The organism is Sphingobacterium sp. MAE, assembly GCF_056711605.1.
Map to the genome: position 1 here is coordinate 462,303 of NZ_CM160044.1, position 21,820 is coordinate 484,122.

Below are 21,820 nucleotides of genomic sequence, written 5' to 3' on the forward strand. Positions count from 1 at the left end.
ATGAAATTTAAAAAAATAACCTATTTATTGATAGCATCAACATTGTTGCTGTCAATGTCAAGCTGTGAAAAGTTTCTAAATGTAACACCCATTGACGCTTTGTCGGGTAATAACTTTTGGAAAACTAAAAAAGATGTTGAAGGCTATACGAATGGTATATACCTGAAATTGAAAAATAAGTTTGGAGGAACTATGTTAATTCCGTCATTGGATATGCGCGGTAATTATGTTAAGGTGGTTGAAAATCTGGATAGTGATGGTAGTGGTCCAGTTAATAGTTTGATCTCCAATAATATGACTTCTGTAATGAATGGCTCGACAACTTATCATAATAGAATAAAAGATAATATGAATTGGAAAGCTTGGTATGATGTCATTGCGGCAAGTAATATTTTGTATTACGAAACGGGCCGTTTAGATGCTCCGGGATTTTCAGAAACAGACAGAAAGCAATATCAGGCCGAAGCTGTATTTACAAGAAATTTAAGCTACCTATTTTTATGTCGCATGTTTGGAGATGTTATATATTACACTGATGCATATAATAGCAAAGCGCTTCCACGTGAAGATCAAGTTGTAGTGATGAAAAAATGTATTGCTGATATGCAGGCCGTAAAAGATGATTTGCCGATTAGACAGAGTTCCTCCAATATGATTGGTGTTCGTCCGACTCGCGCAAGTGCAGTCGCTTTATTGATGCATTTGAATATGTGGGCAGCAGCTTGGGACACGCAAAGCAAAGAGGGGTATTATACTGCTGTACTTTCACTTGCGGAAGAGATGGCGACCTATCAGGATTATTCGCTGTTGACTATTTCAACGGAGAATACGAAACGTATCTTTAAAGGTCGTTCTGCTGAAAATCTTTTCGGCTTGTTGCAGGACTTTAATTATGGAGAGACATTCTCTGATTATGCAAATTATTCTTTTTTCTTCTCACATTACCCTTATCGAGGAAAAGAAGATAAGACCAAAAGCTTTTTAACCTACGATAAGAAATACATTGATAAATTATTTCCGGAATCAAACGCTGATCTTCGACGCTCGACTTGGTTTGAGAATATGAGTACAGAAAGTAGTGCTTTTCAATTTAAGAAATTCATCAATACCTACTCGAAGGGTTCAGGAACTAATATTACGATGTATAGTGATGATAGTGCCATTATTTTTAGGTTGCCAGACGCTTTGTTGCTCGCAGCAGAAGCGGCTGCAGAATTGAATAATGAGGCAACAGCACATAGATATTTGAATCAGGTCAGGCAAGCAGCGGGTGCTCCAGATATTCTGAGTACTGGTTTAGCTTTAAAGAATGATATTTTCGCTGAAAGATGTCGTGAACTCATTGGGGAAGGTCATTATTATTTCGATTTGGTTAGAACAAAACGAGTGATAGATACAGAGTTTGCGAAAACCGTGATGTCCGTTGGAGATTTCAACCGTGGGGCATGGACATGGCCATTAATTATCACGGCGGAAGAGCGTGGAGCAAACCCTAATTTAACCAGTAATACTTTTTGGAACTAATTATGATAAACGTTAAAAATAAAATATCCCTATTGATTGTTGCGATAGTCGTGTTATTATCTTCGAGCTGTAAAAAATATTATTACGATTCAGGTATTCATGATCCAAAATTTAATGGGACCACGATCGAATTTCTGAAGTCAGAGGGTCCTGTATTTGATAGTACATTGACCATTATTAAATTGGCAGGTTTAGAAGATGTTCTTCAAAATGAGAATGTTACTTTTTTTGTTCCGCCAGGGGGTTCTGTAAATAAAGCAATTATGCGTCTTAATAAAACTTTGCGATTTAATGGTAAGGATACGGTATCGCAATTGACACAGATTAAACCAACGGTATGGCGTACTGTATTATCTCAATATATTTTTAAAGGAACAAATCTTTTAAAGGATTATCCACAACGAGATACGTTAGCCTATACCACTTTTCCAGGTCAAAATTACACCAGTTTTGATGGACGGCTGATGAATGTCGGTGTTATTTACAATAATGCTGGAGGTATGCAGTATGCGGGTTATAGGCAGTTATTTTTGGCTTACATACCAGACTTATCAAATCCACAGGTTCGTTTAGTTAATGTACCGGTATCGATGTCAGATGTTCAAACGAACAATGGCGCTGTTCACGTTCTTAATCGCGTGAAGCATACCCTAGGGTTTGATACGGAGAGCTTTATAGATCTGGTTATCTCTGGAGGCATTTCTCCGGCCACTCCTTAATGAATTTGCTAATTTATAAATCATTTAAGAAATGTTACATAAAATAAAATATAGAATAGGTTTATTGCTGGTCGTTGGGCTGGGGTTTTCCTGCATAACAAATTCGTGTTCTAAGAGTAAGGACTTAGCAGAAGATCCTTATGCAGGTGGCAAACAGGTTTTAGATATCCAATTTATTTCAAAGACAACAGATCCAGATATTGTAAATGCAGGAGCATCCTTAGAATTGAAAGTTAATGGATTGCTGAAATATAAAGATCAGTTTAAGGTCTTCGTCAACGAACTTGAGGCGGAGGTATTAACTTACACGGATTCCACCTTGAATTTTGTTGTCCCCGCAATGGCAAGTACGGGATCAGTATGGGTTACAGCAAACGAACAGTCTTTCTTTGGCCCAGTAATCAAAATTGGAGGCAAGGTATCAGTCGATGTATCATTTAAAGCAATTAATGGTACTAGCAAATTGGGGACTGGTGGAGATGCAAGTATTTATGATATTATTCAATTACCAAATAGTAAATTTTGGCTAGGTGGGGCTTTTGATAGTTTTGAATTGAAAGCAACGGAAGAGAAACCCAAAGCGGGTATTGTGCAAATGGGTCCAGAGGGGGGATATGATGATGATTATATGAGGTTTGGCATTGGTGCATTTGGTGCAAGCAAGACAATATATTCAATCAACAGAATTAATACTGGATCTTACAATGGTAAATTTATTGTATCGGGTAATTTTTCGGCGTATGATTCGAAAAGACCAACCCGACAAACGATAAATAATATTACAAGACTGAATGATAATGGATCTTTGGACACGATACGCACTTTAGATATAGTGAATCCTACCCCAGAAAAAGTATGGAAAAATGCAGATACTATTCCAGCCTTTAATGGAGGTGTTGACGGTGTCGTACGCAAGACTTTCATCTTTGGTGAAAAACTGTATGTCATAGGAAATTTCCAAAACTATAAACGTATTTATTATCCTAATTCATCCTATGATGATAAAGTTTATGATGTGACACGTATGTTGCAAATAGCTAAATTAAATTTAGATGGTTCGATGGATTCTACTTTTCATTATAATCCTGCTACAGGACAAAGTGAGACAGCTGGGAATGGTTCGATCAACGATGCTATGATGCAGAGTGATGGTAAATTAATTTTGGTCGGTAATTTTACAAGTTTCAATGGAATCACAGCTAATCGTATTGTTCGATTAAATTTGAATGGTTCAGTCGACCAGTCGTTTAATGTTGGTCAAGGATCCGATGGGGATATCAATTCAATCCGTTATAATGAAGTAACAAAAAAGATTGTTTTAAGCGGTTTGTTTACCTCATTTAACGGTAAATCTGCTAATGCTGTTATTGTATTAAATAGCGATGGTACCGTAGATGATACTTTTATCAGTGAAAAAATAAGCGGTGGTGCAGTGACTTTCGCAGCACAGTTGAACAGTGGGAAAATTATTGTATCAGGAACCTTTAATCGCTATGGGGATTATCTGAGGCAAGGTTTTATGATTTTAGACGCTAATGGGAAGTTAGCTACTGGATATAATAATACAGGTGGCTTCAAAGGGCGCATATATGACATGATTGAAACGGAAATGTCAAACGAATCGAAGGTGATCTTGGTGGGAAGTATTTCACGATTTAATTCGACGTTACCAGGTAATATTTTACGTTTACTGATCAAAAAATAAGACCCAAATTTAAAAGATATGAAAAGAAATAAGAAATCAAGAGTCGGCATAAGGGTATTGGGTTGTATCCTTTTTATGGGAGCATTGTTCATGAATGGGGCATGTAATAAAGATTTTATCAATAGTTTACCTGACTCATCTAAAAACGATACGCTCGGAGTAGGAGATGGCTCTAAGCGTGTATTATACTTAATTCTAGATGGAGTGAAAGGCTCGGTGATTCAAGAGTTGGCTCCCAAAAATTTGACACAAATTACCCTTCGGTCCATATATACGTATGATGGTGTTGCGGACTATAATTATCATCCTTATACACAAGCCGCTGCGTGGACTACTATGTTGACTGGTGTTGATTACACAAAACATCAGGTTACTTCGAGTAGTTTTGAAGAATTCAATAATGCGGCAACACCAACAATCTTCACTCGTATCAAAGATGAATTGAAAAATGCGCGAACGGTTTCGTTTACTAGCAATTCGGAGATAAATGTTAATTTGGCAAAAGACGCTACGGAGACGAAAACATTAGCGAATGACGCTGATGTCAAAAAAGCAGTTGTACAGGAGTTGACGACAGGTAATGCATCCCTTTTAGTTGGTCAGTTTGATGCCGCAGCTCTTGCTGGCGGATCTGATTTTTCAGCGTCTAATTCTGCTTATGTCGCAGCCATTCAAACGTTAGATAATTATATCGGAGAAATTTTGGAAGCTTTAAAAGCCCGTAAAACCTATGAAGGTGAGAATTGGATGATTGTTATCGCCTCTAGTCGCGGTGGAGGTCTATCTGGAGGAGAATCTGGATCCAATATCTATGCGGATGGATCAAGAAATGCCTTTTATGCATTCTATAACCCCAAATTTACGTCCAATAAGTATGATAAGCCCCAGATGGATGCTTTGCCTTATGTCGGTACAACGCAACGCTATCAAGGAGCAAATTCAAGAGCTGAACAACGTAATGCCGATTTAGCAAATTTTGGAGCTGATCAAGATGCAACGATTCGTTTTAATATCAGATGGGATCAGGGTAGTACGATTTATCCCGCTTTTGTATCAAAACGAGCAAGTTTTAGTGGAGGAGTAGTTGGTTGGCTTTTCTTTATGGAATCTGGAGGTACAGTAGGTATCAATCTAAGTCAAGTTGGTCAAGTTAATACGCAGCGGGTACATACGCGAAATATTGCCGATGGTATTTGGCATAATATTACAGCGAAATTTTGGAAAAATGGCACTACTCGTTATTTGACTTTGTTTATCGATGGGATTCCCGCACCAGGAGGTGATCTGAATATTACGAATCTTGGAAACCTGAATACATCGAGCCCGCTACGATTGGGTTCTATCGGGGATGGGAATGTCAATTGTTTGATTAGTGACTTTGCAATTTATAACATGGCTCTTCCTAATGACGTAATAATTGCGAAAAGTAAGACAACTCCGTTGAATGAAGAAAATGATGCTTATTACAATAAATTAACGGGTTATTGGAAATGTAATGAAGGTGAAGGAGAGGTATTGAATGACGTTACAGGTAAATCAACACCCTTTTATATTCAAAATAAAATTAATTGGGTTAACTTCAGTGATTTTTCGCCAAATATTACACCAACTATTTCACAATCAATTTTTAAAGTAGTGCCAAACGGTGTCGATATTCCAGTCATGATTTATAATTGGATGAACATCTCGGTACCTAAAAACTGGGGACTAATGGGGAAATTTTATAATCCTTCTTTTAATTTACCAAGAGACTAAGTGATGAAAAATAATCAAATCATAACAATAATATGTAGCCTGGCGTTGTTAATCAGCGCTGTATCATGCAAGAAATATGGGTATAATATTTCAGATGGTTATCCTGATGATTCTAAAAATGTAGCAGATGGGGAGATCGATACAAATATGCGAAATATTGATAAATCTATGTATGCTAAAGCAAGGGTTTTTCCAGGCTTAGTTGATCAGAAAGAACCTCGTGTAGTAGATGCTAAATTTACATTAGATCTTAATTTTACAAATCAAACAACTCAAAATTTACGCATATCTGTAGCCCCTCAGCCACAATATAGTACGGGCTTTTATGCCGCTCCAGGAGAGCTTGTTAAAATCGTCGTACCTGAAGGAATTGAAGGGCTTACTGTCCAAATAGGTGGACATACGGATAATTTAAGTGGTAAATATCCATTATTGCGAGATCCAGTTATTTTTATGCGTCAACGCCTATATGCTGGCGCAAACTACGTTCGTAACTTATATGGCGGAACCATTTATATTCAGCCGAATAGAGCATATGAAAAACCTGTTGAATTTACGATTACTAATGCTTGTGTATCGCCGGATTTTGTTCTGGGTGAAATGAGCAATGACGAATGGATCGCTAAAGTGAAAGCATCCAATGTACCTTGGTTAGAGTTTAGGACAAAACGTGTTGTTTTTTTAATTCCAAGAGATCGTGTTATAAAATCTTTCAGTTCATCTGAGCCAATTAATGATCCGACAAAAGTAATGACGCTTTGGAATGATGTCTTTGAAAAAGACTTTAATGGTTGGATGGGACTTTCAGACGATGCACTAAACGAGAAGGATCGTAGTCCTCAAGGTGCATGGAGAGGAGTATTGGATATTCAGTTAACTGCTGGTTATGGTCACAACGGTTTTCCATTTGTGGGCTATAATGATTCCGAATGGTTTAGAGGAATGACAAGCTTAAAAGAGATTAGCACAAGCGAAGGGATGTGGGGTTCATATCATGAATTTGGACACAACTGTCAACAGGGAAGCATTTGGAGCTGGAGTACCTTAGGTGAAACTACAAACAATTTGTTTAATTTCAAAGTAGCGAATCGTATAGGTGCTAACTATTCTAAGTTGCATCCTGGTGTAACTGGAGGTTTTCCTGAAGCAATTAAATATGCGAGTAATCCCAGTGTTACTGCGACTGCTAAAAATTTTGATAAGGATGCCGCAATGGATGATCCATTTAAAAGAATGACACCTTTTGTACAGATTTTTGAAGTATATGGATATGATGCGATGGCACATCTTTATACAGAAGCTCGTCGGGCAAGTCGAACCAACCCCACTGATATCACTAAACATAACTGGGTTTATGAAAAATTATCAGAATATACTAAAACAGATTTAGCACCATTTTTTGATGCGTGGGGAATTGACTATAGTCCGAATGTAGCAGCAGCTGTATCAGCTAGATTTCCACTGCTAACAAAGCAGATATGGACGTATAATCCATTGACTAAAACAGGTGGGACAAGTCCAATTGTATATAAGACAACGGTTGATTATGTGAGTTGTCCTGCACAGGAGGGATCTATAGCAAATTTGGTTGACGGCGATCTAAATACTTTCTATCATTCTAAATATTCAGGTATTCAAGCAGGTGAATCTTATCCATTCACGTTCGTTTTAAATGCTGGTGCCACCCAGTCAATTAAGGGAATGTATTTTTATAACAGACCTGGTGGCAATAGAGCGGGAGATGGTAAAAATATTGAGGTTTATTACAGCCGAGATAATGTAAACTATGAAAAAGTCGGTAATGCAGTTTTACCAAATAGTAACAGTAAATTCGAATACATATTTCCCAATGGAAATATAAGTGCTAAATATTTTAAAGTTATTGTAAAGGATGGATATACAACGAACCCATACGTTGTGTTTGGTGAATTGAACTTAATTAAGCCATAATTGATAAAATTAAAATAGCTATTCATATGAAATTAAATTTTAAATTATATACAACTCTTACCTTGCTCTTGATTGGTGTTTCGATTATTGCAGGATGTAAAAAATACGATAATCCACCACCTGTATTTGAAGAAATTAAGGATTTGAGTACGGCTCAGCGTAAAGTCTTGGTCATAACTATTGATGGCCTTCCCGGCGCGGAATTACAGAAATCATTGCCAGCAAATATGGCGATGATGAAAAAGAATGCAAAGTATACCTTTAATACTTTGGCAACATCTACTAGCACTTCAGGATGGGTGTCGATGCTGACGGGCACTTCTTTAATGAAACATCACATTAGCGATGATAGTTTTGAACGTACAGAAGATGATAATAATGAAGATCATGGTGACGTGGTCAATTATAGAAATGTGCTTGATTATGTTACTCAATATAAAACAGTTACGACTGCTATGGTTACTACGTCAGATAATTTAAGGGATTATATTCGTAATGCGGATGATGCCCCAATAGTTACTACAGATTTAGCGGTGAAGGATAGTGCTGTGTCGATTTTGAGCCAGAATAGTTTAGGAGCCATTGTAGTAGATTTTAAAGCAGTACAGGAAGCTGGAATTAAGGATGGTTTTAATACGAGTAATCCTGCTTTCGTTACGGCGCTTAATCAAACGGATACTTATATTGGAAATCTATTAGATGCCGTGAAAGCGAGAAAGAATTATGATCAAGAAGATTGGTTAATTATCGTAACCACTAATCATGGAGGAGGAAAAAGTGATAGTCAAAATGGTTTTATTATGCTATACAATCCAGCATTTCAGGAGTATGAATTGAAGAAATCTGGTTTTAATGGTGTTCTTTTTGCAGAGAAAACTTCAAAAGCAATCATTCCAGATGATAAAGGTTTGTTTGATGCGGGTCAAACTAAAAGCTTTACGGTGCAGATGGATGTTAAATTTAATGCTGTTCCTGGTGGTTATTCTTCTTTTTTCGGCCATAGTACCAATCTAAATGGTGGTAATATTACAGGTTGGCAATGGGCGTATTATCCAGGTGGGGGATGGGTAGTGACTGTAGGCGGAACATTAAACGGGGGTGTAGGTAAATCGGATATAACTGCGGATGATAAACCAGGTACAGATTGGCATACGTTAACGATGACAGTCGATTACCTAGATGCGAACACCCGTACTTTAAAGATCTACATGGACGGTAAGTTACAATCTAAGAGTATGAATATCAGCAGAAATAAAAGTCTAAGTACTACCGAAGCCCTTAGAATAGGACACCGTGCAGGTGATAATGACGTTCCTACATCTTTTCATGGAGCAAACCTTACATATTTTAATACTGCCTTAAGTGACGAAACGGTTAAGAATACATTTAGACTCACAGATATCACTAAGCATCCAAATTATTCTAATGTAATCGGTTATTGGCCAATGGACGAGGGACTTGAGGATAAATTCTTTACTAAACTTCCGGGAGGGAGTAATATTCCAATTACGGGCTCTTACAAGTGGGTAAGTTTTGGAGAAGATTTTCCGCCAAGCTCGAAGCCTGATGCAAAAGTTGAAAAATATTCCATTATATCGACCGCTTATGACGTTTCTGCTTTAACACTGTATTGGATGAATATCCCCATTTTGAAGGATTTTGGTTTTGATGGTATTCCTTATCTGAACAAGTTTGAAGTTGAATTTTTAAAGAAATAATATAGATTGCTAATAACTAATCTTCCTTTATATTTATTTAAAAAATGTTGATATTTTAAAGATTAGGTTGAAGTAATGCTGTATTAAGTTCTTAGCGGTTAAAATATTTAATCTAAGTGGACTTATTATATTTTTTGCAATATTAGCTTATTATGATTGGTGTAATAATCTAGTATTTAACACTTTATAAGTATAATTTTGAGAGTTAAAATTACAATATCCCTTTGACTATTTAGTTATTTGAAGCATTCGCTGATGGCAAGATCAATTACAGAGGTATAATTATGAAAATCTTAATAATTGTGTGGATACTTATGATTTTAAGAGAACAAGCTATCTAGTTGCTAATTAAAGAATAAATATCAAAGGAAGATATATCATGAAGTTGTAAGTAATCCATCTGATTTTTTTTCAACTAACTATTTTAAAATTAGATTATAAAAAACAGCTTAAAAACAAAAAAGCTTCGAAATATTTCGAAGCTTTTTAATTTTATTGGATAGAGTCTATTGCGCTAACAATTTGATATCTCTTTCTATTGAAACATTATCTCCCGTGATGGCATTACCATCTTTATCAACTAAAGACAATTTTATTTTCGCATCGCCAAGAGGCAAACCTTTGATTTCGTAAGGACCCCATTTATCCAATGTAAATTGTTTTCCATTTACATCCGCTAGTACCTTGTTTCCATCAGCAGCTAAAGTCGTATTAACTAAGAAAAAATCTAGCAATAATACTTTTGTATCCTCACCTTTATATTCACCTTTTGGACGGCTGTAGAATAGCGAAGGAGCCGTAACTGCAGCATCCTGCACCACTTTACCATCTTTATCAACCTTAAATTTGACCAACTTAGATGCCTCAGTTGTTTTAATCGACTCATGATAAGAGCGAGATAAGAATGACATCAGATAGTGCTCAGAATTCAATGCTACAGTCACCGTATGTTCAGGTTTATATAGAGCAGCATATGGCTTATTGTCCAAAATAAAGTGAATATGCTGACCATCATGTGAATTAGCCATATGATGATCATGAGCCGTTTGCTCCGTTAGTTTAAAATTACTAACCGTGTATTTTACCATTACTTTTGCCGAATCTGTTCCCACTTTTTCAGAAGTAATTGATGCAACTTTTAAATCTGCTCCAGGGAATGCTTTTGAGTCCGCGACAGGTGTAACTGTAATTTCTGTATGAGCAGTAGTATCATGTGATACGATAGAATCTTGTCCCGTAGTTGTTTTAGTTGCGGTATTTTGACATGAAGCTAGTGTTCCCGTGATAGCTAAAACAGCTACAGCAGACTTTAAGATATTTTTTTTCATAATTATTATGTATTGATCTTACAATAAATATAAACAGTTAAATCGTGAAAAAGTTTACAATTATCCAAAAACTAAATCCAAAGCAGCGAAAATATGTTCCTTAGCAGTAGCTAAATCAGCATCCGTATGCGCATGAGAAATAAAGCCAACCTCATAACCTGAAGGACCAAAATAGATACCACGGTTTAATAATTCTCGGTGCATTTTTTTGTAAAAATCCATCGAATTAGGGTCGATTTCACTCGCCTTTAGGATGGCATCTTGATCCGTAAAAGCAAACCAAAAAATAGAAGCTATCGTAAAGATTTTTACTTCATATTTTTTCTCCTCGATGTAGTTACGAATATCCGAAACGAAAGAAGCAGTTGTTGCATTCAGGTTTTTATAAAAATCAGGCTGTGTTAAGATTTTGCATGTTGCTATTCCAGCAGCCATAGCAACAGGATTGCCAGAAAGAGTACCCGCTTGATATACGGCACCATCTGGAGATATACAACTCATCAGTTCCTGAGAGGCTCCATAGGCACCTACCGGCATACCACCACCGATAATTTTACCATAAGTGATGATGTCAGGTTTCACCTCATAATAAGCTGCGGCGCCCTCAAAACCCAAACGAAAACCCGTGATAACCTCATCAAAGATGAGTAAAGCCCCATTTTGTTTGGTGATATCCCTTAAATAATGAATATATTCTTTTGTTTGAAGTAAAAGACCATTATTGGCAGGGACTCCCTCAATAATAACAGCAGCAATCTGATCTTTAAATTGTTCAAAAACAGCTGCCAAAGCCTCCTCATCATTTAATGCTATCACAATAGTTTCATCCGCAAATGCTTTAGGTACACCAGCAGAAGAAGTCTCACCAAAAGTAACCAATCCAGATCCAGCCTTTACCAAAAGGGAATCCGAGTGACCATGATAGCAACCTTCAAATTTTACAATTTTATCACGTTTAGTATAACCTCTGGCCAAACGTATTGCCGACATGACAGCTTCCGTTCCAGAACTTACAAAACGAATTTTCTCGATAAATCTATTATTGGAAATAATCAATTCTGCCAATTCATTTTCCAAAGCAGTAGGCGCTCCAAAACTTAAGCCTTTGCTCAACTGTGCCGTTACAGCCTCACGAATTTGATCATTGTTGTGGCCTAGAATAAGAGGACCCCAAGAACAACAAAAATCGATAAACTCATTTTCATCCGCATCCCAGATATGAGCTTTATCTCCTCTTTCAATAAATAAAGGAGTACCATATACAGATTTGAAAGCACGGACAGGAGAATTTACTCCACCAGGAAAATATTGTTTCGCTTTTTCAAAAAGTTGAGCAGACTTTTCTCTAGAAATATCAGCAGTTTTCGTGTGAGCGCTATTTTGTTGTGTCATATTGATTCATTTTTACACTACAAAAGTATCCAATTATTTACTAAAATCTCTCATTTCAGTGTAAGGAATAGCATAATAATAAACACGATAAAGGTCATTATAATCCGCTATGCTTATATAACAAATAAAGCCCAAGAGCATTGCACTTGGGCTTTATTTGTTATATCTAAAGTTGCTTATTTAATCCAACCTTTTTCTATTGCTTCTTTGGCATGGTAGGTTAAAATTGCTGTAGCACCTGCACGGCGGAAACTCATTAACGTTTCCAGTATAGCCGTCTCTTGCAGCCAGCCGTTACCGATAGCGGCTTTGATCATCGCATATTCGCCAGAAACATTATAAGCGGCAATGGGTAGATCAAAGTTATCATGCAGTGATTTAATGATATCCAGATAAGGCAAACCAGGTTTTACCATTAAGAAGTCCGCACCTTCTTCCAGATCAAGTTGAGCTTCGATCAATGCCTCTCTACTGTTAGCATAGTTCATTTGATAGCTCTTTTTGTCTCCCTTTTTAGGAGCAGAACCCAAGGCATCACGAAATGGACCATAAAATGATGAAGCATATTTTGCCGTATAGGACATCAAGGACACATTTGTAAATCCATTTTCATCCAAGATATTACGGATATAGCCAATGCGGCCATCCATCATGTCAGAGGGAGCAATAATATCTGCACCAGCGTGTGCATGAGCCAAAGCCATTTTTCCTAAAACAACTAATGTTTCGTCATTTAAGATTTCACCATTTTCGACGATACCATCGTGACCGTCCGAACTGTAAGGATCCATCGCAACATCAGTAATCACACAAGCTTCAGGAAAGTTTTTCTTAACCTCTTCAATGGCTTGAAGATATAAAGTACCCTTTCTATAACTTTCAGTGGCGAACTTATCTTTCAAAGACTCCTCAACAGCAGGAAACAGATCAAATGAATTTAATCCCAGTTTCATGCAACTTTCAATTTCACGCAATAAGTTATCAATCGAATAGCGATAGATACCAGGCATAGATGAAATTGCTGTTTTTTGATTTTGCCCTTCTACAATAAAGAGTGGAAAGATTAAATTACCCGTACTTAGACGGTTTTCTTGAATCATATCGCGAATCACAGCAGATTTACGATTTCTTCTCGGACGTTGTAACATGATATATGTATTTAAAGAAGATTGGAAGAACATCAAGTTCTTCCAATCGTATTATGAAGAATAATCTAATCCAAATATAGCCTCCGCCAATCCGATCTCATCGGGTGAGTAAGGAAGTGTATAGGAAAGTCCCATTTCATCAAATATCGCAGCAGTAGAGCGGCCGATACAAATGACTTGTTGTTCAGGTTCAATTAAATTGTCGACAAAATAGGCCTCAGCATTGCTCGGACTTGTAAATATTAAGACCTCAGCGCTTGTAGCATTGACATTGTCCTCAAGTACAGTTTCATACACAGGCATATTGATCACCTTAGTTTCTGGACTAAGCGCTTTCTGAATTGTTTCTAAAGATCCTTTAGCACGAGGAATTAAAACGGTACCACCATTTGCCACTGCAGCAAAATTAGCACCGATTTCCTCCATATTAATCCCGAACTGTTCACCCGAAAAATCAGCTACACGATCAAATTTGCGCAATGTTTCTTCCGAACCACGACCAACAACAGCAATTTTTGTCTTTTTACTTAAGCGAGGTTCTAAGCTAAAAAAATGCTCGATACCATTTTTACTTCCGAAAAAGATCCAATCTACATGCTTTAGGATATATGGATCCAATTTATTGATAATGGGGAATATTTTAATTAAAGAACGTGCATCTGCCTGAATATTATGTTTAGCAAAGAAACGAGATAGATAAGAGTTTTCATCCAAATCGCGACTAATGAAAACCGAACTTGGAAGCTTTCTGTCTTTAGCGTACTTAGAAAATATAATTTCAGGCAATAGTGCAGGGTCATTTCCTTTCACGTAAAAACGATCAGGAAAATCATCACTCGTATCAGCGATGGAAGTCCAAGCTTCGTATGTATCACCAACCTTACGACAATAAGCCCCCAATGGAGCGTGACAACCTGCATCAAAGAGATTTAAAACTTTACGTTCAACCGCAATTGTTCTTTGAACTTCTTCATTATTGATAGGTTGCAATGCCTGAAATAATTCCACATCTAGTTCACGAATTTGAACAGCCAATACACCTTGAGCAGGAGCAGGGACCAATTCTACAGGAGGTATCTCTTCAATATGAAAATCTGAAATATCCATATCAATACGAGAAATACCAGCTTTTGCTAACATGATAGCATCATATTGCTCATCTCTCAATTTCTGCATCCGCGTCTGTAAGTTTCCACGTAGATCAGCAAATTCAAGGTCAGGTCTTATAGCAGAAAGTTGTGCTTTACGTCTGTTAGAAGAAGTGCCAACCGTAGCATTATGTTTTAATGAAAGACGTTTCTTAATGTCAACACAATCTTTATGAATGATTAATAATTCAGCGGGATTTTCGCGATCAGAAACGGCTGCAATAATCAATCCTGGAGGATTGACTGTAGGTAAATCTTTATGAGAGTGAACAGCTAAATCAATAGTTCCCTGAAGTAATTCCTCTTCTAATTCTTTAGTAAAAAAACCTTTACCTTCCAGTTTATCTAAACGAAGATGTTGAATGATATCACCTTGAGTTTTGATGATTTTTAATTCAGATTCTATGCCAATTTCAGCGAGACGATCTTTGATGAAGTTTGCTTGCCATAACGCAAGTGCACTTCCACGAGTACCAATGATAAGTTTTCTATTCACAATCTATATACTTTACCTTATTTTATTAATTAAGATAAGCAAAAATAAATAAATAGTATCGATTAGATGACACGTAACTGTCAGAATAAATCCGAAAGTAATGAAAAAAAGAGCCTTAAGAGTAAAGAGAAGTTAATTTACACCATTCTCATTGACCTTGACTAATATCTCTTTAGCCATGACCATGGGAACCTTGATGTATTTTTTTTCCATGTAATTAATAATCTTTTCAAGTACATCACGTGCCTCTGGATCTAAGGCCTGAACCTCAGAAGCAAAAACTTCATTTAATGCAACAGATTTGATTTCTTTAATTTTTTGTGGAACTTGACGCATGGCGACTTCAACACGTCTTTGTTTGATGATCGGTAAAAATTCTTGAATATTATCCGCTATGATTTTTTCAGCATTAGACAATTCACTATAACGATCCTCAATATTTTTATTTGCAATAGCTTGCAGTGAACTTACTTCAATATAATGAACAGCATTTTTAGCCAAAACTTCAGCATCGATATCATTTGGAATAGCGAGATCTATAATGATCTTCTTATCGACTTCTCCATTTAATAATGATTGATACAAGGTATTGTCAATAATGGCTGTTGTAGCGCCAGTACAAGTAATCAAGATATCAAATCCACCTTTATAGTTGATCAGTTCTGATAATGGGAAAGCTTGCGCATTTAATTCAGTAGCTAATTTTTCAGCATTTTCAACCGTGCGATTGAAAATTACAAAATTGCTGGACTGTTTCTTTTGAAAATACTTCGCTAAATTTTGATTTGTTTCGCCAGAACCAATAATCAAGATCCTTGGATTTTCAACAGATTTTATTTCCTTTAATTTGCGGTAAGCCAAAGAAACAACAGAAATAGGGTTTCTAGAAATTTTTGTATGCGTATAAACTTCTTTCGCAGTTTTCACGAGGCGATCCATCAATAAACGAAGAAAATCACCTGTAAAACCAGCTTCTTTACAACGTTCATAAGCGCGACGTACTTGCGCTAGAATTTCTTTTTCACCAACGACTAGGCTTTCTAGTGAACAAGACATACGAAGAAGATGGTTTAAAGCATCCATGCCCTCATATTTGTTAACTTGACCTAAATAGCATTGCAATCTCTCTTGGGGTACACAGAAATTGAGTTTTTCCATAAACTGTGCAATGAATTCATTTGTCAGGTCATGAGCACCATAAAACACAAATTCAACACGATTACAAGTACCAATATAAAAAACCTCAGGAATATCTAAGTTATGTTTTAGATTCATTAGTCTACTCTCTAATTCCTCATTACAAATAACTAGATTACCTAAGTCTTTAAGTTCTACGTGTTTGTGTGTGAATGCTAATACCTTAAGATTCTTCAAAGCAATACCCTCGATTAATTTTAACTCTGCAAATGTAGTTTAAAAGCTTTTGCTATATGTCAAAAATCTGTCAAACAGCTGAATTTAGAACGATTACAAATAGTGTTAAATTAATGTTAAATATCTGATTTGTATTCACTTATAAGGATAGCTCAAAAATTATGTGATGAATATCATATTTAACCTCTGCATATATGCGCAAGATCACACAATAAAAACGGTATAGGCAGCATCAGATTAGAGGTCTGTGTAAGGTATCTTCGCTTTTTTCAGTCGAAATTATCTAAGTAGGATGAAAATACAATGGAATAAATGAGAAGTTGATCTTAGGCTTGACATGATAGCAGGGATAGGCAATGTGATGATGTCTTTAACACATTAATTTTTAGCAAATAAATATTAAAACTGAACGAGCAGATGATTATTTTTGCTGATATTAATTTGTATATTATGATTATTATAAGGAAAAACCTAGCATTATCTGGTTTGATATTGTGTCTTTTAGCAGGAATGCTACCCATGCTGAAAGTCCCTATTAAAGGAAATTGGAATCTCTATCAGACCGATGCCGCCTTGTTTTTTATTACCTATATGCTGATAGGAGTGACGGGTTTGCTTTTTTTTGTAAGGCAGTTAGTAGCGTACAGTTGGATGACACGTGTCTTAGGCATTTGGTACTTGATCAGTATATCCGCAGTATATTTTAAAATCAATAATTACTTCGGATGGGGATTTGCAGATCGTTTACTATCCAAATCTTTGCACATGCGTTGGGGATGGATTGTTTATTTAGTCGGCATTATCCTCTTATTGCTTAGTATTAAGAAGCTCAAGCAAATGGAGGAATAAAAAAATAAGCTTGGAAATTTTCCAAGCTTATTTTTTATTCGGACGATGCGAAATAAAATGAGATTTTAATTTATCTAGACCTAGATCCTCCTCTTCTTTATCAAGTTCGTAGATCCATACTTTTTCACCCAGAATATTGTTGACCTCCTTGGGGTTGGTCAGATCAACCGGGCGAACACGTTGTTCTTTCACAATAGGATTCTGTATGGATTGTAACGTATTGCTGTGCTTGATGATTTGAAAACGAAATGTAGGCCATTTACCAACAGTAGCAAAATTTCCAGAATAAAATTGGACAGAATCATGTTTGCTAACCTTCTCGGCAAATATGCCCTTAGCTTTATTGATATTCGTATCGGTAATACTCACCAACAGTTCGTAAGATGTTTCATTGATGATGTGCAGTTTCGCTAAACCATCTTTGTGATCACCGGAGATAGCCAATAGTATACCCTTTTCAATAAATTTTGAGGGAACTTCCTCTGCATGCTCAGCAAGTTCGTCATCATCACGACGCATGTTGCCATGTACCAATGTCAATTTACTTGCCAGTACAGGTATTTCAAACCCCGTATCATCTGTTACACCAATCAGGTCATTGGATTGAAAGGATGTAATATGACCTTCAATTGGTTCATCTACAAACCGGACTAAATCTCCTATTTTGAAACCCATGTTATTTTAAAATTTTAGTGTCAATAATTTTTAATAATTTTTCTAAATCAGACTCATCATTGTAGAGATGAAAACCGATTCTAATGCCATTGCCTCGTGGGAAACATTTGATTTGATGTTCCATTAACATATTAAAATGTCCCTGATCGATCTGTAAATTAAAGATGGTGCTCGTCTCAGCTCTGTTTATGACAGTTTGGCTCAGTATCCCTCTTTTGCTCAATTCGTCCTTCGCCAGCTGTACCAATCGATGCGTATAAGCAGTTGTATTTTCCAGGCCTAGTTCAGTAAGAAATTGCAATCCCTTCTGTAAGGTTCCCTGTGCAAGTGTATCGATATGTCCAGGCTCAAAATACAGCTGATCGATATTTTTACCCACCCACATGCTGTCGATTTCAATGTTCTCTGTTGATAGATCCGGAAAAAGCATATGTTTTGCGTAGTCACTAGCAAGAATAAAACCATTTCCATATCCCCCTAGTAGCCATTTATAGCCACTAGCCCCCACCATATCAAATCCAGATTGGGAAAAGTCAAACACTTCAGTGCCAAAATATTGCGTGCCATCACCAATAATAAGCAATTCAGGAAATTGGCTTTTCAACTGTTTAATAAATTCAAGATTGATTTTAATACCTGAAATATATTGTACGATGCTGAAGATAAATATGCTAGGTTGATGTTTTTTTATTGCTGCAATGATATTATCCTCCAATTGTTCGTCAATTTGAGCAGTAACATATTCAAAACCTCTCAAGATGACGGAGAAATTGACCGAAGGATAATCACCTTCAAGTAGCAGCACTTTTGCCTGTTGCGGGAGTCTTCCCAGTAAAGCATTAAAACCTGTAGAGAAGTTAGACGTGTTATAAACATGGTCAGGCGCAATGGTGAAAAAATCGCCAATGCTCTTTTTTACAGCTTGATTAAATTCACCTTGTTTTTCCCGTAAATCGGTCATCGCACTGAAAAATTCAGCATCTCTTTCTTTTCGCCAATCTTTGGAAGCTGTCGGTAATAGACCTGATCCTGGCGTCGTTAAATAGCAAACATCATCCGGAATATCAAAATATGATTTATAATTTACTTGCATGCTGTTCAGTTAAAATAGACAAATATTCTTGTTGAGAAATGCTTGTTCCTCCCATAGAAGCTAAATGCGGCGTATGGAATTGACAATCTACAAATTTCAATTTAAAATGAGTGAGTAAATAAATAAGAGCTGCCTTTGAAGCATCAGATACGATAGAAAACATACTTTCGCCACAGAAAACTTCGTTGATATAAACACCATAAAGTCCACCGACCAATTCATTGCTTTGCCAGACCTCTATCGAATGAGCGTAATTGATTTTATTCAATTCGCTATACGCATGGATCATATCTGCTGTGATCCAGGTTCCATCTTGATCTTTGCGGTTTATTTTAGCGCAATTTTCGATAACCTCCCCAAAAGCTTGGTCAACAGTAATATTAAATTTATTACTTCTCAAGGTCTGACGCATGCTCTTACTGATCTTAAGGTTTTCAGGAAAGATGACAAATCGTTCATGCGGCGCATACCACATAATTGGACTATCATCACTAAACCAAGGAAATATGCCATTTTCATAAGCTAAGATTAAGCGATCCACACTTAAGTCTCCCCCAATTGCAAGCAATCCATCCTCATCAGCTAGCTTTGGATGAGGAAAGCTAACACGGCTACTGTCAAAATCTAAATTGAAAACCATTTTTAAAAATAGACAAAAAAACCAGATTGTTTAATCTGGTTGTCTTGTTTCTTTGCTGATTTCATCAAATATTTTGTCCATATGCTCTACATACTCATTGGTATCATCCAAGAAGAAATCCAGTTGTGGCACGATACGAACCTGATTTTTAATTTTAGAACCCAATTTGTATCGAATCTCTGTTGTTTTAGTGCGAATGGCTTTTAAATCCTCAGGAGCCGTTTTGGTATTGAAAAAACTTAAATATACTCGCGCTATAGCTAAGTCTGGCGTTACGCGTACACGTGTTACCGTAATAAATGCACCAGGAGCCCAACTGTTGCCTTCACGTTGGAGTAATTCGGCCAAGTCCTGTTGCAATACTCCAGCAAAACGTTGTTGTCTTTTACTTTCTGTTCCCATCGTATTAGTTTTTTGTTTAGTGAAAATTCACACTATTATGGTACAAAGATAAATATAAAAAAGAATAAAGGCATACCTTGGATGGATATGCCTATATAATTGTGGTTTATAATTAGTTAAGGTTAAATTTCTTAAAGTTTAAAGACTTTTATGGTCTATCATAGTTTGGTTTTTTGTGCGGTTTTAAAAGTAAGTGTTTGCTAACTTTAAAACGTATATTTTTATCTTTCACTCTCCCTTATGATACAAACATATAAAAATTAAATTGTTGCTACAATGGGTAAACAAAAAACAAAGTAACTACTTACTCACTATCGCGGTTTGAAGAGTTTTAACAAACATTTAACATAAAAATATTTTTTATTTTCACGTTTTCACCTCCTCATCTATCAAATGAATGTCTACAATCTACATATCAAACACTGCGATATGCACGATGATCCGAAGTTCAATTGTTTTATTTGTTTGCAAATGGTATTTTTGTCATGCACTTAAATAACGTATTGAAAAAATGAAAATCTGGCAAAAAAATATAGATGTTGATTCATTTGTCGAATCCTTTACTGTAGGTAATGATCGCGTGATGGATTTACAATTAGCAGCAGCAGACGTATTAGGTTCTTTGGCCCATACTCGTATGTTAAATAGTATCGCACTGATGACCGATGAAGATCTTGCTGTTGTACAAAAAGAATTGAAAAACATCTATCAAGAAATAAGTGCTGGAAAATTTGAGATCGAAGATTCTGTAGAAGATGTCCATTCTCAAGTAGAAATGCTGTTGACCCAACGCATTGGAGAAGCAGGAAAGAAAATTCATTCAGGACGTTCTAGAAATGATCAAGTACTGGTCGATTTAAAATTGTATTTCAGAACCGAAATTCAAAATATGGTTGGCAACACAGAGGTGTTTTTTCAACAATTGATCTCCCTAAGCGAGCAATATAAAGATGTTCTTATTCCCGGATATACCCATTTGCAGATTGCGATGCCTTCCTCATTTGGATTATGGTTTGGAGCATATGCCGAAAGCTTAGTAGATGATTTAGAATTGATGAAGGCAGCATGGAAGGTGTGCAATAAAAATCCATTAGGTTCAGCAGCAGGCTATGGTTCTTCTTTTCCACTAAATCGGACCATGACTACCAACCTTTTAGGATTCGATGACTTAAATTACAATGTCGTTTATGCACAAATGGGGAGAGGGAAGACCGAACGTATTTTAGCACAAGCGATGAGTTCTATCGCGGCAACATTGGCAAAGTTTGCGATGGATGTAACGCTATATATCAATCAAAATTTTGGTTTTATCTCATTTCCTGCACATTTGACAACAGGATCAAGTATTATGCCTCATAAAAAGAATCCTGATGTTTTCGAATTGATCCGTTCTCGTTGTAATAAAATTCAGGCATTGCCCAATGAAATTGCATTGATGACAACAAATCTTCCATCAGGGTATCATCGTGATTTGCAACTGCTCAAAGAGAATCTTTTTCCAGCATTCAAGTCATTAAACGATTGCTTAGAAATAGCAACTTTTATGCTCGAGCATATATCAGTAAAAAAAGATGTGTTAGACGACCCTAAATACGATTATTTATTCTCCGTAGAAGTTGTCAATAATGAAGTGCTCAAAGGTGTCCCTTTCCGTGAAGCCTATAAAAATATTGGAATTGCTATTGACGCTGGCGAATTTCAACCATCCAAAGAAGTAAACCATACCCACGAAGGAAGTATCGGCAACTTGGGTAATGACCAGATCCAGCGGATGTTTGATGAAGTAAAATCTGCATTTGGATTTGAAAAAGTGGAAAATGCTCTAAGCCAGTTGGTGAAGTCGTAAACAGTTAGTCGGTTAGAAAGTTAGTAAGCTAAAAAGTGATCTAACTTTCTATCCATTT

The 21,820-nt window shown here is 36.4% G+C and carries 17 protein-coding genes; 8 read left to right on the forward strand and 9 right to left on the reverse strand.

Annotated elements, in window-relative coordinates; translation table 11 throughout:
• The 6 genes from AC06G9_RS02005 to AC06G9_RS02030 are packed head-to-tail and all read left to right on the forward strand — an operon-like array spanning window position 1 to window position 9,371.
• Window positions 1–1,524 (forward strand): RagB/SusD family nutrient uptake outer membrane protein, encoded by a 1,524-nt coding sequence (locus AC06G9_RS02005; RefSeq protein ID WP_293928367.1) that lies wholly within the window; start codon window positions 1–3, stop codon window positions 1,522–1,524.
• A 2-nt stretch (window positions 1,525–1,526) separates the two neighbouring features.
• Entirely contained in the window at window positions 1,527–2,243 is a 717-nt protein-coding gene (locus tag AC06G9_RS02010) for a fasciclin domain-containing protein (protein ID WP_293928365.1), read from the forward strand.
• A gap of 31 nt (window positions 2,244–2,274) precedes the next feature.
• On the forward strand, window positions 2,275–3,948 hold the full coding sequence (locus AC06G9_RS02015) for a DUF5008 domain-containing protein (protein ID WP_293928363.1): 1,674 nt from the start codon (window positions 2,275–2,277) through the stop codon (window positions 3,946–3,948).
• 18 nt (window positions 3,949–3,966) lie between these two features.
• Entirely contained in the window at window positions 3,967–5,703 is a 1,737-nt protein-coding gene (locus AC06G9_RS02020) for a LamG-like jellyroll fold domain-containing protein (RefSeq protein ID WP_293928361.1), read from the forward strand.
• A 3-nt stretch (window positions 5,704–5,706) separates the two neighbouring features.
• Window positions 5,707–7,653 carry a M60 family metallopeptidase gene (locus AC06G9_RS02025; protein WP_293928360.1) on the forward strand — a complete coding sequence of 649 codons (1,947 nt, stop codon included), beginning with the start codon at window positions 5,707–5,709 and terminating at the stop codon, window positions 7,651–7,653.
• A gap of 26 nt (window positions 7,654–7,679) precedes the next feature.
• On the forward strand, window positions 7,680–9,371 hold the full coding sequence (locus tag AC06G9_RS02030; RefSeq protein WP_480957445.1) for an alkaline phosphatase family protein: 1,692 nt from the start codon (window positions 7,680–7,682) through the stop codon (window positions 9,369–9,371).
• A 506-nt stretch (window positions 9,372–9,877) separates the two neighbouring features.
• Here AC06G9_RS02030 and AC06G9_RS02035 read toward each other — a convergent pair.
• The 5 genes from AC06G9_RS02035 to hemA all read right to left on the reverse strand — a co-directional run bounded on the left by AC06G9_RS02035 (window position 9,878) and on the right by hemA (window position 16,257).
• Complete coding sequence (locus tag AC06G9_RS02035; protein WP_045754937.1) at window positions 9,878–10,699, reverse strand: hypothetical protein; 822 nt, start codon at window positions 10,697–10,699, stop codon at window positions 9,878–9,880.
• A gap of 60 nt (window positions 10,700–10,759) precedes the next feature.
• Window positions 10,760–12,091 carry a glutamate-1-semialdehyde 2,1-aminomutase gene (gene hemL / locus AC06G9_RS02040; RefSeq protein ID WP_248754890.1) on the reverse strand — a complete coding sequence of 444 codons (1,332 nt, stop codon included), beginning with the start codon at window positions 12,089–12,091 and terminating at the stop codon, window positions 10,760–10,762.
• Window positions 12,092–12,267: 176 nt separating this feature from the next.
• Window positions 12,268–13,239, reverse strand: coding sequence for a porphobilinogen synthase (gene hemB / locus AC06G9_RS02045; RefSeq protein ID WP_293928355.1), 972 nt, complete (start codon window positions 13,237–13,239; stop codon window positions 12,268–12,270).
• A gap of 51 nt (window positions 13,240–13,290) precedes the next feature.
• Window positions 13,291–14,883: a hydroxymethylbilane synthase gene (hemC, locus tag AC06G9_RS02050; RefSeq protein ID WP_248754888.1), complete on the reverse strand. Its 1,593-nt coding sequence runs from the start codon at window positions 14,881–14,883 to the stop codon at window positions 13,291–13,293.
• 132 nt (window positions 14,884–15,015) lie between these two features.
• Window positions 15,016–16,257: a glutamyl-tRNA reductase gene (gene hemA, locus AC06G9_RS02055; protein ID WP_260947230.1), complete on the reverse strand. Its 1,242-nt coding sequence runs from the start codon at window positions 16,255–16,257 to the stop codon at window positions 15,016–15,018.
• 450 nt (window positions 16,258–16,707) lie between these two features.
• On the opposite strand from hemA, the gene AC06G9_RS02060 reads away from it, so the two are divergent.
• On the forward strand, window positions 16,708–17,106 hold the full coding sequence (locus tag AC06G9_RS02060) for a hypothetical protein (RefSeq protein ID WP_045755671.1): 399 nt from the start codon (window positions 16,708–16,710) through the stop codon (window positions 17,104–17,106).
• A 27-nt stretch (window positions 17,107–17,133) separates the two neighbouring features.
• Here the strand turns inward: AC06G9_RS02060 and AC06G9_RS02065 are convergent, their stop codons facing one another.
• From AC06G9_RS02065 to rbfA, 4 genes are read right to left on the reverse strand one after another with little or no spacing between them, the layout of a single operon-like run.
• On the reverse strand, window positions 17,134–17,781 hold the full coding sequence (locus tag AC06G9_RS02065) for a hypothetical protein (protein WP_045754932.1): 648 nt from the start codon (window positions 17,779–17,781) through the stop codon (window positions 17,134–17,136).
• A 1-nt stretch (window position 17,782) separates the two neighbouring features.
• Window positions 17,783–18,874 (reverse strand): aminotransferase class V-fold PLP-dependent enzyme, encoded by a 1,092-nt coding sequence (locus AC06G9_RS02070; RefSeq protein ID WP_480957446.1) that lies wholly within the window; start codon window positions 18,872–18,874, stop codon window positions 17,783–17,785.
• Window positions 18,858–19,514, reverse strand: coding sequence for a leucyl/phenylalanyl-tRNA--protein transferase (gene aat, locus AC06G9_RS02075; RefSeq protein WP_293928347.1), 657 nt, complete (start codon window positions 19,512–19,514; stop codon window positions 18,858–18,860). Before aat ends, AC06G9_RS02070 begins: the two co-directional genes overlap by 17 nt.
• Before the next feature lie 30 nt (window positions 19,515–19,544).
• On the reverse strand, window positions 19,545–19,916 hold the full coding sequence (gene rbfA, locus AC06G9_RS02080; RefSeq protein WP_045754929.1) for a 30S ribosome-binding factor RbfA: 372 nt from the start codon (window positions 19,914–19,916) through the stop codon (window positions 19,545–19,547).
• Window positions 19,917–20,427: 511 nt separating this feature from the next.
• Between rbfA and argH the strand changes: the two genes are divergently transcribed.
• Window positions 20,428–21,762, forward strand: coding sequence for an argininosuccinate lyase (argH, locus tag AC06G9_RS02085; RefSeq protein WP_153194253.1), 1,335 nt, complete (start codon window positions 20,428–20,430; stop codon window positions 21,760–21,762).
• Window positions 21,763–21,820 lie beyond the last annotated feature (58 nt).

Bases quoted from the DNA above. Each gene is read 5' to 3' on its own strand.
- AC06G9_RS02005 (WP_293928367.1), top strand. From the start codon at position 1: ATGAAATTTAAAAAAATAACCTATTTATTGATAGCATCAACATTGTTG.
- AC06G9_RS02010 (WP_293928365.1), top strand. From the start codon at position 1,527: ATGATAAACGTTAAAAATAAAATATCCCTATTGATTGTTGCGATAGTC.
- AC06G9_RS02015 (WP_293928363.1), top strand. From the start codon at position 2,275: ATGTTACATAAAATAAAATATAGAATAGGTTTATTGCTGGTCGTTGGG.
- AC06G9_RS02020 (WP_293928361.1), top strand. From the start codon at position 3,967: ATGAAAAGAAATAAGAAATCAAGAGTCGGCATAAGGGTATTGGGTTGT.
- AC06G9_RS02025 (WP_293928360.1), top strand. From the start codon at position 5,707: ATGAAAAATAATCAAATCATAACAATAATATGTAGCCTGGCGTTGTTA.
- AC06G9_RS02030 (WP_480957445.1), top strand. From the start codon at position 7,680: ATGAAATTAAATTTTAAATTATATACAACTCTTACCTTGCTCTTGATT.
- AC06G9_RS02035 (WP_045754937.1), bottom strand. From the start codon at position 10,699: ATGAAAAAAAATATCTTAAAGTCTGCTGTAGCTGTTTTAGCTATCACG.
- hemL (WP_248754890.1), bottom strand. From the start codon at position 12,091: ATGACACAACAAAATAGCGCTCACACGAAAACTGCTGATATTTCTAGA.
- hemB (WP_293928355.1), bottom strand. From the start codon at position 13,239: ATGTTACAACGTCCGAGAAGAAATCGTAAATCTGCTGTGATTCGCGAT.
- AC06G9_RS02060 (WP_045755671.1), top strand. From the start codon at position 16,708: ATGATTATTATAAGGAAAAACCTAGCATTATCTGGTTTGATATTGTGT.
- AC06G9_RS02065 (WP_045754932.1), bottom strand. From the start codon at position 17,781: ATGGGTTTCAAAATAGGAGATTTAGTCCGGTTTGTAGATGAACCAATT.
- AC06G9_RS02070 (WP_480957446.1), bottom strand. From the start codon at position 18,874: ATGCAAGTAAATTATAAATCATATTTTGATATTCCGGATGATGTTTGC.
- aat (WP_293928347.1), bottom strand. From the start codon at position 19,514: ATGGTTTTCAATTTAGATTTTGACAGTAGCCGTGTTAGCTTTCCTCAT.
- rbfA (WP_045754929.1), bottom strand. From the start codon at position 19,916: ATGGGAACAGAAAGTAAAAGACAACAACGTTTTGCTGGAGTATTGCAA.
- argH (WP_153194253.1), top strand. From the start codon at position 20,428: ATGAAAATCTGGCAAAAAAATATAGATGTTGATTCATTTGTCGAATCC.